A 15,023-nucleotide genomic window follows, 5' to 3' on the forward strand; every position below is an offset into this window, starting at 1 on the left:
CCTGCATCACATTTTTTTCAATTGAAGCGAACTTTCTCTGATTCTCCCTGTCTGAACTTGTGCGCTTAGGAAGGGCCGGAAAAGAAAAACGATAACCTGATGGGGGTTTTACGGCTCTGATGAGCGACCAGAATCTACTGGACGAACAACTGGTTGAACGGGTCCAGCGCGGCGATAAAGCAGCTTTCAACCTGTTGGTAAAAAAATACCAGCAAAAGGTGGTCAACCTGGTTGCCAGGTATGTCAACAATCCCGGCGATGTGCCCGATGTGGCACAAGAGGCCTTCATAAAAGCCTACCGGGCATTGCCGACATTCCGTGGCGAAAGTGCTTTTTACACCTGGTTGTACCGAATTGCCGTGAACACGGCGAAGAATTATCTCACCTCCCAGGGGCGCAGGCCGCCCAGCAGTGATGTGGAGGCTGACGAAGCGGAGTCTTATGGCGGCGGTGAAGCCTTGCAAGAGGTCTCAACCCCTGAAAACCTGGCGCTGACTGACGAGATCAAACGCACCGTGTTTTCAGCCATTGAGGCATTGCCGGAAGACCTGAGGACAGCTATCACCCTTCGCGAACTGGAAGGGCTGAGCTACGAAGAGATTGCCGAAATCATGGATTGCCCAGTGGGTACGGTCAGATCCCGTATCTTCCGGGCGAGGGAAGCAATCGATAAAAAGCTGCAACCTCTGATCGAGAATTAACTGGGGAAAGACGGGTTAACTTATGGCAAATAAAGAGCAAATCTCTGCCCTGATGGATGGTGACCTGAGTGACGCAGAGGTACTGAACGAGCTGGAGATGGACTCCGACTTGCAAGATACCTGGGGTCGTTACCACCTGATCGGCGATGCCATGCGGGGTGACCTGCCGGTCAATCTGCAACTGGATCTCAGTGACAGCATCATGGCTGCGCTGGAGGATGAGCCCACCATACTGGCACCCAAGCCGGTCGAGATGGCTCCCGTACTGCAACCTGCCGTTGCGCCGGTCAAGACTGATTCCAATGTGGTTCCGTTGTTCCGCCGTGTCGGTCAGCAACTGGGTCAATATGCCATTGCGGCATCCGTGGCCGCTGCCGTTATCTTCGGGGTGCAGCAGTATCAGGGGCATGATGGCGTTCCGGCCAATCCGGTGCTCAATACCATTCCAATCGGTGGCAGTGCGGCGCCTGTGAGTGTTCACTATCCGCAACAGGATGGTGCCCGTGCCCGTCAGCAAGGGCTGACCGAACAGCAGATGCAGGAGCAGCGGGAGCGGATTAACGCCTTCCTGCGTGACCACCAGTTGCAGCAGCGCCTGTTGCAAGACAGACAGATCCAACAATAACGAATTGTCAGGGATACAAACGTGCGCCAGTCCAGCCGTATTTTGCTGGCCTCTCTCCTGCTGATCAGTGCCAAGGCCTCGGCCGACGATAAGTCGGCCGAGGCCTTGTTGCAGCAGATGCAGAGTGCCGTGCAGCAACAGAATTTCGAGTTGTCCATGGTCAAAGCCCGTCAGGGGCGTCTTGAACCGATCCGGATCAGCCATGCCGTGATCAACGGCAAGGAAGTGGCCCACCTCAGTTATCTTGACGGCAAGGCGATCGAGTATCTCCAGCGCCAGAACGAATACACCTTTTTTGAAAACAGCCACGATCCCTACACCCTGAAGGATGCCCGCTTCCCCGGCATCTGGTCGACGTTGGTGAAGATGCCGCTGGCGCAGGTGCTGGAGAGCTATGATCCTGTGCTGGCCGGCCGCAGCCGGGTTGCCGGTGTGGTGGCGCAGGTGGTGAGGCTGGTGCCTAAAGAGGCCGACAAATATGGTTTCGTGCTCTGGATTGACGAGCAGAGCCACTTGCTGCTGCGGATCGACATGGTCGAGCGGGAAGGCAATCTGGTGGAGCAGGTACTCGGTGTCGAGCTGGATCTGCAGAGCAAACCGGCCCCCTGGCTGGTGAAGCTGGCCAACAGCAAGCAGCCCCCGGCGCTGGCGCTGGAGGATGCCTATCCGGCGCCGCAACAGCAGTTGAACTGGCAGATCACCTGGCTGCCCGATGGCTTCAAGGTGCTGTCGCAAGACCGGCACCAGCTGGTGACCACCAGTATGCCGGTGGATTACATGATGCTCTCCGATGGGCTGGTGGATCTCTCGGTCTATGTCTCCCGGGTCGATCCCAAGCAGGCGGTGCGCCAGCAGCTGATCCGCCAGGGGGCGACTTCGCTGGTGAGCTATGTCAACGAGGTGGGGGTCGAGATCACCGTGGTCGGCGAGGTGCCTGCCGAAACCGCCAAGCGCATCGCCGAGTCGGTCCAGCCGCTGGCCCGCAACGAAGCGGTGCAGTAACGGGGGATGCGGGGTTCTTCCCCGCTTGCCGAGCGTGGCGAGTCGTGGTCAGATCCCCTGATTGTGTGAACCCGAGGTGTTGCCGTGAATGAGATGAGTGAAGAGCTGGCGACCGTGGTGGCCATTGAGGGTGCCCATGCCTGGGTGGAGTGCGAGCGTCGCTCCGCCTGCAGTGGTTGTCAGCAGCAATCCAACTGCGGTACCGGCACCGTGGCCAAGGCGTTTCCCCTGAAAGCTCCCCGCTTGCGGGTCAGGCTGACCGCCGAGGTGCGGGTTGGCCAGCAAGTGAGGCTCGGTATCCCGCAGGAGAGTCTGCTGCGCGGGGCTGCGCTGGTCTATGTGCTGCCGCTTTTCTGTCTGTTGGCCGGCGCCTTGCTGGGGCAGCTCTGGCTGGCGCCGCTGCTCTCGGGCGGGGAGGGAATTACCATTCTCTGCTGCCTGCTGGGGGGCGTGCTGGGCTTTTTACTGGTTCGTTACTTTTCCAACCGCCTGGATCAGGGGCGCTACGGCCCGCAGATGCTCGGCGTGGTAGTCCCTGTCCGCATCCTCCCCTGACCGAACAGGCGCTATTTCACTGGCGCTGGCGACTAAAGAATGGCCGTCAGCCGGGTTATCCAGTAAAATCGCGCCTCCATAACTGACCTTAACTAATTTTGAGTGACTCTTGCTCGATGAAACACATTCGTAACTTTTCGATTATTGCGCACATCGACCACGGTAAATCGACCCTGTCGGACCGTCTGATCCAGACTTGCGGTGGCTTGTCCGACCGCGAGATGCAGGCTCAGGTGCTTGACTCCATGGATCTGGAGCGCGAGCGCGGCATTACCATCAAAGCACAGAGTGTGACCCTGAACTACCAGGCACAAGACGGTAACACCTACCAGCTGAACTTTATCGACACCCCGGGCCACGTGGATTTCTCCTACGAGGTCTCCCGCTCTTTGGCGGCCTGTGAAGGGGCGCTGCTGGTGGTGGATGCCGGCCAGGGGGTTGAGGCACAGACTCTGGCCAACTGCTATACCGCCATGGAAATGGATCTGGAAGTGGTGCCGGTGCTGAACAAGATTGACCTGCCGGCCGCAGAACCCGAGCGGGTTGCCGAGGAGATCGAAGACATCGTCGGTATCGACGCAGTCGATGCGGTGCGCTGCTCTGCCAAGACCGGCCTGGGTGTTGACCTGGTGCTGGAAGAGATCGTCGCCAAGATCCCGGCGCCGGAAGGTGATCCGGATGCCCCGCTGCAGGCGCTGATCATCGACTCCTGGTTCGACTCCTATCTGGGCGTTGTCTCTTTGGTGCGGATCAAGAACGGTTCCCTGAAGAAGAACGACAAGATCAAGGTGATGAGCACCGGTCAGGTGTGGGGTGTCGATCGTATCGGTATCTTCACGCCCAAGCAGGTGGATACCCAGGGTCTGGGCTGTGGCGAGGTAGGTTGGGTTGTCTGCGGTATCAAGGACATCCACGGCGCGCCGGTGGGCGATACCCTGACTCAGGCTAAGAACGGTGCAGACAAGGCGCTGGCTGGCTTCAAGAAGGTGAAGCCGCAGGTTTATGCGGGTCTGTTCCCCATCTCCAGCGATGACTATGAGTCGTTCCGTGACGCCCTCGACAAGCTCTCCCTGAACGATGCCTCCCTGTTCTTCGAACCGGAGAGCTCCACGGCGCTGGGCTTCGGCTTCCGTTGCGGCTTCCTCGGCATGCTGCACATGGAGATCATTCAGGAGCGTCTGGAGCGTGAATACGATCTGGATCTGATCACCACGGCGCCGACCGTAGTGTACGAGATCGAGCTGACCGACGGTTCCACCATCCACATCGACAGCCCGGCCCAGATGCCTGCCATCACCAGCATCAAGGAGATGCGCGAGCCGATCGCCGAGTGTCATATCCTGCTGCCGCAGGAGTACATGGGCAACGTGATCACCCTCTGTATCGAGAAGCGTGGCGTGCAGACCAACATGGTCTACCACGGCAAGCAGGTGGCACTGACCTATGAAATCCCGATGGCAGAAGTGGTGCTCGACTTCTTCGATCGTCTGAAATCCACCAGTCGCGGTTACGCCTCGCTGGACTACGGTTTCAAGCGTTTCGAAACCTCCGACATGGTCCGTCTGGACATCATGATCAACGGTGAGCGGGTCGATGCTTTGGCCATCATCACCCACAAGGACAACGCCCAGTATCGCGGTCGTCAGGTGGTGGAGAAGATGCGCGAGCTGATCCCGCGCCAGATGTTCGATATCGCGATTCAGGCGGCCATCGGCAACCAGATCATCGCTCGCAGCACCGTCAAGGCGTTGCGTAAAGACGTAACTGCCAAGTGTTACGGTGGTGACGTGAGTCGTAAGAAGAAGCTGCTGAACAAGCAGAAAGAAGGTAAGAAGCGGATGAAGTCTCTCGGCCGTGTCGACGTGCCGCAGGAAGCCTTCCTCGCGATTCTCCACGTCGGAAAGGATTAATAGATGGCAAGCACGTTTTCCCTGATCCTGGTGGTGGTCTGCGCGATCACCGGTGTTATCTGGTGTCTGGACAAGATGATTTGGTCCAAGCAGCGCGCCGCCAAGATTGCCGTGGCTCGTGCCCATGGCGGTGCCCACCTGGATGAGAAGACCCTGGCCAAGGTGGCCCCTGTGCCGGTCTGGATTGAACAGACCGCCGGGGTCTTCCCGGTCATCACCTTTGTGCTGATCCTGCGTTCGTTCATTTTTGAACCGTTCCAGATCCCGTCAGGTTCCATGATGCCCACCCTGCTGGTGGGCGACTTCATCCTGGTGGAAAAATTTGCCTATGGTCTGCGGGACCCGGTGACCAACACCAAGTTCCTCGAGACTGGCGAGCCCAAGCGTGGCGATGTTGTGGTGTTCAAGTATCCCCTTGAACCGCGCGTTGACTACATCAAGCGGGTGGTCGGCATGCCGGGTGATCGGGTCATCTATCGCAACAAGGAGCTGATGATCCGGCCCAAGTGCGAAGAGCAGGAAGGGAAAACGTGCCCGGGCTTCAAGAAGCTCGACGTCAAGTTTGAACAAAGAGGCGAATTTACCCAGATGGGGATCCCCCTTGACCGCTATACCGAGCAGTTGGGTGATGTCTCCCACGAGACCCTGCGCAATCCGCTGATGCCCGACATGGTTGGCCGTTACTATCGCCAGCCCGGCACCTACCCCGACGAATGGGTCGTACCGGAAGGCCAGTATTTCGTGATGGGCGACAACCGCGACAACAGTACCGACAGCCGCTTCTGGGGCTTTGTGCCCGAGCAGAATCTGGTCGGCAAGGCGGTCGCTATCTGGATAAGTTTTGAATTCGAGCGCGAAGAAGGCTCCCTGCTGCCAAGTTGGGTACCGACAAGTGTGCGCTTCAACCGCATTGGCGGAATCAAGTAAATGAATATCAAGATGAACAGACTGCAGTCCCGTCTCGGGCATGTCTTTGCGGATCTGGAACTGCTGACCCGGGCGCTGACTCACCGCAGCGCCGGCTCCCGTCACAATGAACGACTGGAATTTCTGGGTGACTCGATTTTGAGTCTGGTGATTGCCGACGATCTCTTCCACCGCTTCCCGCAAGCGGCGGAAGGGGATCTCAGCCGGATGCGCGCCACCTTGGTGCGCGAGAAGACCCTGGCCGAACTGGGCCGGGAGTTTGATCTCGGGGATCACCTGATCCTCGGTCCCGGCGAACTCAAGAGCGGCGGTTTTCGCCGCGAATCCATTCTGGCCGACACGGTCGAGGCGGTGATCGGTGCCGTCTATCTGGATACCAATCTTGAGACGGTGCGGACACTGCTGCTGAGCTGGTATGCCAGCCGCCTGGAAGAGATCAAGCCGGGCATCGAGCAGAAAGATCCCAAGACCCGTCTGCAAGAAATTTTGCAGGGAAGCCGCAAATCCCTGCCGACCTACACCGTGACCAACGTCAAGGGCGAGGCCCACAACCAGGAGTTCACTGTCCAGTGTGACGTTGAAGGTCTGGATGGTCCCCTCGTCGGGGTCGGCACCAGTCGTCGCAAGGCCGAACAGGCCGCGGCGCAGCAAGCATTGGAAAAACTGTCATGACAGATACCACCTACTGCGGCTTTGTCGCCATCGTGGGCCGCCCGAATGTGGGCAAGTCCACCCTGCTCAACAAGCTGCTTGGCCAGAAGGTCAGCATTACCTCGAAGAAGCCCCAGACCACCCGTCACCGGATTTTGGGGATCGACACCGAGGATAACTACCAGACCATCTATGTGGATACCCCGGGTCTGCACATTGAAGAGAAACGGGCCATCAACCGCCTGATGAACCGTGCCGCCACCAGTTCGCTGGGTGATGTGGCCATGGTGGTGTTCATGGTCGACGGTACCCACTGGACCAAAGATGACGAGATGGTGCTGGGCAAGCTGCGCAATCTCAAGTGCCCTGTGGTGCTGGCGGTCAACAAGATTGACAACGTCAAAGAGAAAGAAGATCTGCTGCCCCACCTCGAGTGGCTGGGCCAACAGATGAACTTCGCCCATATTCTGCCCATCAGTGCCGAAAAGGGCACCAACGTGGAGAAGATCCGCGAGTGGGCCAAGGATCTGCTGCCGGAAAACGTCCATTTCTTCCCGGAAGATTACGTGACCGACCGCTCGTCACGCTTTATGGCCTCCGAAATCATCCGCGAGAAGCTGATGCGCTTCACCGGCGAGGAGCTGCCCTACTCGGTGACGGTGGAGATCGAGCGATTCAAGGTGGAAGAGAACGGCCTCTATCACATCCACGGCCTGATCCTGGTCGAGCGCGATGGCCAGAAGAAGATGGTCATCGGCAACAAGGGTGAGAAGATCAAGACCATCGGCACCGAAGCGCGCCTCGATATGGAGCGTCTGTTCCAGAACAAGGTGCACCTCGAGCTGTGGGTCAAGGTCAAGTCGGGCTGGGCTGATGATGAGCGCGCCCTGCGCAGCCTCGGGTATGGCGACGACTGATTGCTGACTCCGGCTTTCGTCATCCACAGTCGGCCCTATCGGGAGACCAGCCAGCTGGTCGAGGTCTTCACCCAGGATAGTGGCCGATTTACCCTGGTGGCTCGCGGTTCTCGCGGGCCACGCTCCCCTCTCAAGGGGCTGTTGCAGCCCTTTACCCTGCTCACCATCGCCTGGCGAGGCAAGGGGGATCTCAAGAATCTCACCCAGGTCGAATGCCCGGATCACTCCCTGCGACTCGGCGGTGATCGCCTCTTCTACGGCCTCTATCTCAACGAGCTGGTTTACTACCTGCTGGAAGCGCACACCCCGTTCCCCGAAGTATTCGATGCCTATGCCCGTGCCATCATGGCGCTGGCCGATGGCGAGACGCCGGAGCTGCCGCTGCGTCGCTTCGAGTTCCTGCTGTTGCAGGCGCTCGGCTATGCGGTGGATTTCGAATACACGGCGGACGACGAGTCGCCCATCGAGCCGAACTTGCTCTATGGCTTCGAGCGTGAATTGGGCTTTGTTGCTTGCGAGCGGGCGCCGGATCCCCGTACCCTGTTTCTCGGTGCCCACCTGCTCGCCTTTGCCGAGGGACGTTTCGATACACCTCCCTTGCTGCAGGCGGCCAAACGTTTCAGCCGATTGGCACTGCAACCCTATCTGGGCAAGCGCCAGCTAAAGAGCCGGGAGCTGTTTTTAAAACGCAAAGCCAGTATGCAAGGCTGACACAGATTACAGACATACGGATATTGGCGCGGTGTGATTCGCTGACCGCGCAGTCAACAGATGAAGCCTTTCAAGGAGTTCTCAATGAGTGAAATCTATCTGGGTGTGAACATCGACCATATCGCCACCCTGCGCAACGCCCGTGGCACCCAGTATCCGGATCCGGTACAGGCCGCGTTCGTGGCCGAGCAGGCCGGGGCCGATGGCATTACCGTGCATCTGCGTGAAGATCGCCGCCACATCACCGACCGCGATGTGGAGATCCTGCGCCAGACTATCCAGACCAGAATGAACCTGGAGATGGCGGTGACCGAAGAGATGATCGGCATCGCCTGCCGCATCAAGCCCCACTTCGTCTGTCTGGTGCCGGAGAAGCGCACCGAAGTGACCACCGAGGGCGGTCTGGACGTGGCCGGTCAGCTGGACAAGGTGACTGACGCCGTTGCCCGCCTCTCTGCTGTGGGTGCCCAGGTATCCCTCTTTATCGACGCCGATCCCATCCAGATCGATGCGGCTGCCGAGAGTGGCGCCCCCTTTATCGAGATCCATACCGGCCGTTATGCCGATGCCACCACAGATGCCGAGCGCAACGCCGAGTTCAAGCGCATCGCCGCCGGTGCCTCCTATGCCGCTGGCAAGGGGCTCAAGGTCAATGCCGGCCACGGTCTGCACTACCACAACGTCAAGGCCATCGCCGCCATCCCCGAGCTCTATGAGCTCAACATCGGCCACGCCATCATTGGCCGTGCCGCCTTCGACGGTCTGGCCAAGGCCGTGAGCGATATGCGTCTGCTGATGCAGGAAGCCCGTCAGGGGATCTGAGTTGCAAAATAGGCCCGCGGCCTGAGACCGGCCGCTAGAAATAACAAGGGACGCCACGGCGTCCTTTGTTATTTCAGGTGTTGTTCAAGTGAGGGCAATGGGTTGGCGGCTATAGAGCTGTAATAACCCAGCACAATCGGCTATAAGCAGTTGATGTCAAAAGGGTTACACTGGTTGACCCTGTGAGTTGGACGAGATTGTTATGGATCACCCCCTGCACCACCCCGATATCACCGAACTTGAACCTGTCGCCCGCGCGGCGGGGGCGGCCATTATGGCCATCTACAGCCAGCCCTTCGCGGTGGAGTACAAGAGCGACGAGAGTCCGCTGACCGCGGCTGACAAGGGGGCTCATGAGGTGATCGTTCAGGCGTTGGCACGGCTGACACCCGACATCCCTGTATTGTCCGAGGAGTCGGGGCCCGAGGTGATGGCGGCGCGCCACGGCTGGTCACGCTACTGGCTGGTGGATCCCCTCGATGGCACCAAGGAGTTTGTCTCCCGCAACGGCGAGTTCACCGTCAATATCGCACTGATTGAAGAGGGGGCGCCGCGCTGGGGGCTGGTTTATGCGCCGGTGCTGGACAAGCTCTGGTATGGCGGCAAAGGAGTAGGCGCCTGGCGCATCGCCGATGGCAAGCGCGAGTCCATCCAGACCCGGCCTCATCGTGAAGGAGAAGCGTGGCGGGTGGTGGGCAGTCGCAACCACCTGTCGCAGGAGACCCTCGATTTCTTGGCTCCCTTTGGGGAAATCGAGCTGGTCTCTATGGGCAGTTCGCTGAAGTTCTGCATCATTGCCGAGGGGGGCGCTGAGCTCTATCCGCGCCTCGCCCCCACCTGCGAGTGGGATACCGGTGCGGCGCAAGCGGTGTTGGAGGGGGCGGGGGGCAGCGTCACCCAACTCGATGGCTCGCCGCTACGCTATAACAAGTCCGACATCCTCAACCCCTGGTTTGTCGCCAGGGCGTGAGGCTGATACCGGGATGCACAAAGGCCGGACTGGAGTAAACTTCCAGTCCGGCCTTTTTTATTTCGCTATTCGCTTTGGGTCAGAAGACCTTCTTGAACGGCTTGATGGTCACTTTGGCATAGACGCCAGCTGCCACATAGGGATCGGCATCGGCCCAGGCCTGGGCGTCCGCCTGCGAGGCAAACTCGGCGATGACGGTGCTGCCGGTAAAGCCGGCATCGGCCGGATCCTCGGCATCGATGGCCGGGTTGGGGCCGGCTGTCAGCAGCCGACCCTCATCCTGCAGGGCTTGCAGGCGAGCCAGATGGGCGGGGCGAACCTGCTTGCGCAGCGGCAGGCTGCCCTGAACATCTTCGGAGTAGATGAGATACCACATGAGACAATCCTTTTCTGATGAGGGTTATTTTTTGGGTTCGTCTTTTTGCTGGGACAACTGATCGGCAGGGATATGGCGATAGAGATAGACGCCGCTCAGCAGGGTAAAGACCAGCGTCATCCCCAGCAGACCGAACACCTTGAAGTTGACCCACATCTCTTGCGGCAGGTTGAACGCCACGTAGAGGTTGAGCAGGCCACAGACGGTAAAGAAGCCGACCCAGCCGAGATTGACTGTGTCCCAGACCTTATCGGGTGCCTGCAGCTCCTTGGCCAGCATCTGTTTGATCAGATTCTTGCCAAAGCCGTAGCGGCTGATGAGCAGACCCAGTGCGAACAGCACGTTGATGACAGTCACTTTCCACTTGATGAAGGTGTCATCGTGGAAGAAAACTGTGAGGCCGCCGAAGAAGCCGACCAGCAGGAAGGTAAAGAGCTGCATCTTCTCGACTTTGCGATAGCGGATCCAGCTATAGGCGAGCTGCAGACCGGTGACCACTACCAGTGCGCCGGTAGCCATGTAGATGTCGTAGAACTTGTAGACCGCGAAGAAAACGATAAGTGGAATAAATTCAATAAATTGCTTCATGTCTGGCGCCTAGTCCTCAAAGATGGCCTGCAAATTTCGCCCAGTCTACCTGCATGGCGGACAACGGCAAATGAATAAGACCGCTCATTTTTACGCCGGTTCCGCGCTGTCGCCAAACAGTTGGCGTGCAATGGAGATCCCGAGTCGCTGCTGATCGGCCAGCAGGTCGCGGATATGGCGCTCTTCAATCAGAGGGTTGAGCAGCACGGCGCGCAGCAGGGTGAGCGGTTGGGCACCGTAGCGTACCACCGCTCGTTGGGTGCGGGAGACAAAGCTGTGCCCCTCGGCCCGCTGGGCTTTTTGCAGGGACACGTTGAAGTCGTTGATCTGCGCATTGGCCGTCTCATCCAGCACCTTGCCCTGCAGATGGGGTGGGATGCAGCGATAGGAGAGCAGGTTCATCACCGGAGCAGACATCAGCTCGAAGGCGGGATTGCTGGTGATGAGCTCGGCCATCAGCCGGGCCCGGTCGTAGTTGGCTTCGATAAGCTCGGCATAGCCTTGCTGGCCGAAGAGCTGGAAGGCGGCGTCCAGATAGAGGGCATTGGCCGGGCGGGTGCCCTCCAGGGTAAAGCGACCCTGATCGAACGAGGTGGCACGGATGGCGTAGGGCGCCTCTCGCTTGACCGCCATCATCAGGTCGGGCTGACGGCAGAGCAGCATGCCGGTACCGAGCGGCACCAGCAGTTGCTTGTGACCATCCAGCGTGACGGTATCTGCGCGCTCGATCCCGGCCAGCAGGTTTTGATAGCGGGGGGAGAAGAGGGTCGGGCCTCCCCAGGCGGCATCCACGTGGAAGTGGATCTGCTCGCGCTCGGCGATGGTCGCCAGCTCCGGCAGGGGGTCGATGGAGCCAAAGTCGGTACTGCCCGCCACGCCGACCAATGCCAGCACTTTCAATTTCTGTTCCTTGCACTGGAGCAGCGCCTGCTCCAGCGCAGCCAGACTGAGCCGGTTCTGTTCGTCAGTCTCAAGGCGCCAGACACTGCGGGCGCCCAGTCCCAGCAGATCCATCCCCTTGTCGAAGGAGTAGTGCATCAGCCGGGAACCCAGAATGACGGCGCCGCGATAGCCCTGCTCATAGAGGGCGAACAGGTTGTCGCCGCAGGCGCGGTTGCGGGCCAGCCAGAGGGCGGTGACGTTGGCGATGGTACCGCCGCTGGTCATGACGCCGAGAGCGGCATCCTTGGCATGCATCTGCTCGCCGTAGAAGGCATCGTCCCTGCCATAGATGAGGCGGTGCAGCTTGGCCAGCACCTCCCGCTCCAGAAAGCTGAGCAGGCGGGAGGACTCCATCTTCATCGGATTCTGGTTCAGCATCACCAGCAGGCGCGACAGCTCGGCGGTATAGGCCGGCAGTGGCGCCGTCATGTGGCCCATGTAGCGTGGCGAGGTGAGGTGCGAGGCGCCAGGCACCAGAGTAGCCAGCCGCGCCAGATACTCCTCGATAGGTTGGCCGACTGCAGGCATGCGGGATTGATCGAGCTGGTGGGTGAACAGGTCGCGCTGGTAGGGGGCCTGACTGTCGTCGGAGTGGTGGAAGGTCTCCAGCAAGGTGCTCATCGCCTCGCCAAAGGCGGGATCCGCTTGTGCAAACAGCTCAGTCAACTTCATCAGGTTCTCCAGACCAGGTCACCGGGGTAGGTGTTTATGCCGCTTCTGTCGGGCATCGGCGGCAGAGCATACACCAAAGGTTGGCAGGTGACAGCCACTCCATTTTTTAAGCGAACACTTGTACTCCGAAATGGCGCTGGGTAGAGTGAGCCACAGTTATTGTGGAGTCGATGTTATGAGTGGTGTGATGGATTACTCCCCCCGGGAGGAGCTGGCAAACCGGCTGAGTCACGGTGCGGGATTGTTGCTGGGGATTGTCGGGCTGGTGCTGTTGCTCATCAAGGGATGGGGTCAGGGTACACAGGCGCTGGTGAGCTACAGCCTTTATGGCGGCAGTCTGGTGCTACTCTATCTTGCCTCGACCCTCTACCACAGCATGGCTGAAGGGCGGGCCAGACGCTGGTGCAAGGTGTTTGATCACTGTGCCATCTATCTGCTGATCGCCGGTACTTATACTCCCTTCCTGCTGGTTGCACTCGACACGCCGCTGGCGAAGGCCTTGATGGTGGTGATCTGGGCCCTGGCGCTGGCTGGCGTGGTGTTCAAGCTGGTGTTTATCAACCGCTTCAAGAAGTTGTCGCTGTTTACCTATCTGATGCTGGGCTGGCTGTCGCTGGTGGTTATCTATCAGCTCTATATCCATCTGGCCGGTGAGGGGCTGCTGCTGCTCGGGCTCGGCGGCCTTATCTACAGTCTCGGGGTCATCTTCTATGTGGCCAAGCAGATCCCCTATAACCATGCCATCTGGCATCTCTTTGTGCTGGGTGGCAGCGTTTGTCACTTTATGGCCATTTACGGCTACGTCGCCTAACGTCTTGCAACTAGCCCTTAATTGGTATTTTTAGCGCGTAAAAGGATAAATTCGTGCGGTATCACACAGTTGGCATCAGCGTTTGCTGACAAGCTAGGGCCAGTTCAATTCGCAAAGGATGCACGAAATGAGTGAAATCGCGCTTTCCATCAGCATGTTGTCGCTGGTGGCAGTGCTAGGACTCTGGCTGGGAAACTGGCGAGTCTATGGCGTTGGCTTGGGAATAGGGGGGGTGCTGTTCGGCGGCATCATAGTAGGTCACTTTGCAGGCGCCTCCGATCTCGCGCTGGATGCACAAACGCTTCACTTTATTCAAGAATTTGGCCTGATCCTGTTTGTCTATACCATCGGCATCCAGGTCGGGCCGGGTTTCTTCTCGTCATTGCGCAGCTCGGGTCTCAAACTCAACGCCTTTGCCGCTTTACTGGTCATCCTTGGCTGCGTGGTGGCCGCTGGCTTGCATCAATTTTTCGATGTGCCGTTGCCGGTCATTCTGGGGGTCTTCTCCGGTGCCGTCACCAATACGCCATCTCTCGGTGCGGGCCAGCAGATCCTGGCCGAGCTGGGCGCTGCGCCCGGTTCTACCGGTTTGATGGGGATGGGCTATGCGGTTGCCTATCCGTTTGGTATCTGTGGCATTTTGCTCACCATGTGGCTGGTCAGGGTCTTCTTTCGCATCAAGATCGACGATGAAGCCGCCCAGTTCGAGCTACAAACCGGTAAAATCAAGGAGAGCTTGCAGACCATCAACATCGCGGTGCGCAACCCCAATATGCACGGCCTGATGCTGAGCGAGATCCCGAGTCTCGACGAGTCGGATGTCATCTGTTCACGGCTCAAGCGTGGCGACGAGCTGATGGTGCCACGGCCGGAATCCCGTATCGAACTGGGTGACTTGCTGCACCTGGTCGGTGAGCGTCACGCGCTGCACAAGGTGTTGCTGGTGCTGGGGGAGGAGGTGGAGACCTCGCTCTCGACCCGGGGCACCGATCTGCGCGTCGAGCGGGTTGTGGTGACCAACGAGCAGGTTCTTGGCAAGAAGATCCGCGATCTGGACATCAAACAGCGCTATGACGTGGTGATCTCGCGCCTCAACCGTGCCGGTATCGAACTGGTGCCGACCAGCCAGACCAGCCTGCAGTTTGGTGACATCCTCAACCTGGTGGGGCGCCTCGACGCCATCGAAGCGGTGACCAATGTGGTCGGCAACGTGCAGCAAAAACTGCAGCAGGTGCAGATGTTGCCGGTATTTATCGGGATTGGCCTTGGCGTATTGCTCGGCTCCATCCCCTTCTACCTGCCCGGTTTCCCGGCCGCCCTCAAGCTGGGTCTGGCGGGCGGGCCGTTGGTGGTGGCGCTGATCCTGTCGCGGATCGGCAGCATCGGCAAGCTTTACTGGTTCATGCCCCCCAGTGCCAACCTGGCGCTGCGGGAGATCGGCATCGTACTGTTTCTGGCGGTGGTCGGATTCAAGTCCGGTGCCGGCTTCGTCGATACCCTGATCAACGGTGATGGCCCGGCCTGGATGCTCTACGGTATGGCGATTACCCTGATCCCGCTGCTGGTGGTCGGTGTGCTGGCGCGCCTCTACGGCAAGATGAACTATCTGACCCTGTGCGGCTTACTGGCCGGCTCCATGACTGATCCTCCTGCGCTGGCCTTTGCCAACGCTATGCACCCGACCAGTGGTGCCAGTGCGCTCTCATACGCCACTGTCTACCCGCTGGTGATGTTCCTGCGGATCATCTCGCCACAGCTGCTGGCTATCATCCTCTGGGCGGGAGCCTAGGGTTAATCCTGACGGGAGCATGCTTTGTCATGCTCCTGTCATTACTCTGTAATC

The 15,023-nt window shown here is 59.1% G+C and carries 16 protein-coding genes; 13 read left to right on the top strand and 3 right to left on the bottom strand.

Going from position 1 to position 15,023, the window contains the following annotated elements:
* Window positions 1–119 precede the first annotated feature (119 nt).
* From rpoE to cysQ, 11 genes are all read left to right on the top strand, one after another.
* The gene (gene rpoE / locus I6L49_RS20080; protein ID WP_042062096.1) at window positions 120–701 is read left to right on the top strand and encodes an RNA polymerase sigma factor RpoE; all 582 of its coding nucleotides are present in this window, start codon (window positions 120–122) and stop codon (window positions 699–701) included.
* 22 nt (window positions 702–723) lie between these two features.
* On the top strand, window positions 724–1,326 hold the full coding sequence (locus I6L49_RS20085; RefSeq protein ID WP_216950231.1) for a sigma-E factor negative regulatory protein: 603 nt from the start codon (window positions 724–726) through the stop codon (window positions 1,324–1,326).
* Between the two features lie 21 nt (window positions 1,327–1,347).
* The gene (locus I6L49_RS20090) at window positions 1,348–2,328 is read left to right on the top strand and encodes a MucB/RseB C-terminal domain-containing protein (RefSeq protein ID WP_005335407.1); all 981 of its coding nucleotides are present in this window, start codon (window positions 1,348–1,350) and stop codon (window positions 2,326–2,328) included.
* A 93-nt stretch (window positions 2,329–2,421) separates the two neighbouring features.
* Window positions 2,422–2,883, top strand: coding sequence for a SoxR reducing system RseC family protein (locus tag I6L49_RS20095; RefSeq protein WP_139428717.1), 462 nt, complete (start codon window positions 2,422–2,424; stop codon window positions 2,881–2,883).
* 116 nt (window positions 2,884–2,999) lie between these two features.
* Entirely contained in the window at window positions 3,000–4,793 is a 1,794-nt protein-coding gene (lepA, locus tag I6L49_RS20100; RefSeq protein WP_005335396.1) for a translation elongation factor 4, read from the top strand.
* Between the two features lie 3 nt (window positions 4,794–4,796).
* Window positions 4,797–5,720 (top strand): signal peptidase I, encoded by a 924-nt coding sequence (gene lepB, locus I6L49_RS20105; RefSeq protein ID WP_216950232.1) that lies wholly within the window; start codon window positions 4,797–4,799, stop codon window positions 5,718–5,720.
* The gene (gene rnc, locus I6L49_RS20110) at window positions 5,721–6,392 is read left to right on the top strand and encodes a ribonuclease III (RefSeq protein ID WP_005335394.1); all 672 of its coding nucleotides are present in this window, start codon (window positions 5,721–5,723) and stop codon (window positions 6,390–6,392) included.
* Complete coding sequence (era, locus tag I6L49_RS20115; RefSeq protein ID WP_005335393.1) at window positions 6,389–7,288, top strand: GTPase Era; 900 nt, start codon at window positions 6,389–6,391, stop codon at window positions 7,286–7,288. Before rnc ends, era begins: the two co-directional genes overlap by 4 nt.
* Window positions 7,289–7,999, top strand: a complete 711-nt coding sequence (gene recO / locus I6L49_RS20120; protein ID WP_216950233.1) for a DNA repair protein RecO — start codon at window positions 7,289–7,291, stop codon at window positions 7,997–7,999.
* Window positions 8,000–8,083: 84 nt separating this feature from the next.
* On the top strand, window positions 8,084–8,821 hold the full coding sequence (gene pdxJ / locus I6L49_RS20125) for a pyridoxine 5'-phosphate synthase (RefSeq protein WP_005335389.1): 738 nt from the start codon (window positions 8,084–8,086) through the stop codon (window positions 8,819–8,821).
* A 214-nt stretch (window positions 8,822–9,035) separates the two neighbouring features.
* Window positions 9,036–9,791 (top strand): 3'(2'),5'-bisphosphate nucleotidase CysQ, encoded by a 756-nt coding sequence (gene cysQ, locus I6L49_RS20130; protein ID WP_216951688.1) that lies wholly within the window; start codon window positions 9,036–9,038, stop codon window positions 9,789–9,791.
* 79 nt (window positions 9,792–9,870) lie between these two features.
* On the opposite strand, the gene I6L49_RS20135 is transcribed toward cysQ, so the two are convergent.
* From I6L49_RS20135 to I6L49_RS20145, 3 genes are all read right to left on the bottom strand, one after another.
* The gene (locus I6L49_RS20135; RefSeq protein WP_033112808.1) at window positions 9,871–10,167 is read right to left on the bottom strand and encodes a YciI family protein; all 297 of its coding nucleotides are present in this window, start codon (window positions 10,165–10,167) and stop codon (window positions 9,871–9,873) included.
* 24 nt (window positions 10,168–10,191) lie between these two features.
* Window positions 10,192–10,755 carry a septation protein A gene (locus I6L49_RS20140; protein WP_042080054.1) on the bottom strand — a complete coding sequence of 188 codons (564 nt, stop codon included), beginning with the start codon at window positions 10,753–10,755 and terminating at the stop codon, window positions 10,192–10,194.
* A gap of 90 nt (window positions 10,756–10,845) precedes the next feature.
* Complete coding sequence (locus tag I6L49_RS20145) at window positions 10,846–12,369, bottom strand: aminotransferase class V-fold PLP-dependent enzyme (protein ID WP_216950234.1); 1,524 nt, start codon at window positions 12,367–12,369, stop codon at window positions 10,846–10,848.
* A 175-nt stretch (window positions 12,370–12,544) separates the two neighbouring features.
* Between I6L49_RS20145 and I6L49_RS20150 the strand changes: the two genes are divergently transcribed.
* A complete protein-coding gene (locus I6L49_RS20150) occupies window positions 12,545–13,180 on the top strand; it encodes a hemolysin III family protein (protein WP_216950235.1) in 636 nt (211 codons plus the stop codon).
* A 127-nt stretch (window positions 13,181–13,307) separates the two neighbouring features.
* Complete coding sequence (locus tag I6L49_RS20155; RefSeq protein ID WP_216950236.1) at window positions 13,308–14,969, top strand: putative transporter; 1,662 nt, start codon at window positions 13,308–13,310, stop codon at window positions 14,967–14,969.
* The last annotated feature ends 54 nt before the right edge of the window (window positions 14,970–15,023 follow it).

Origin of the sequence: Aeromonas sp. FDAARGOS 1419, from assembly GCF_019047045.1 — a bacterium.
GTDB lineage: Bacteria > Pseudomonadota > Gammaproteobacteria > Enterobacterales > Aeromonadaceae > Aeromonas > Aeromonas veronii.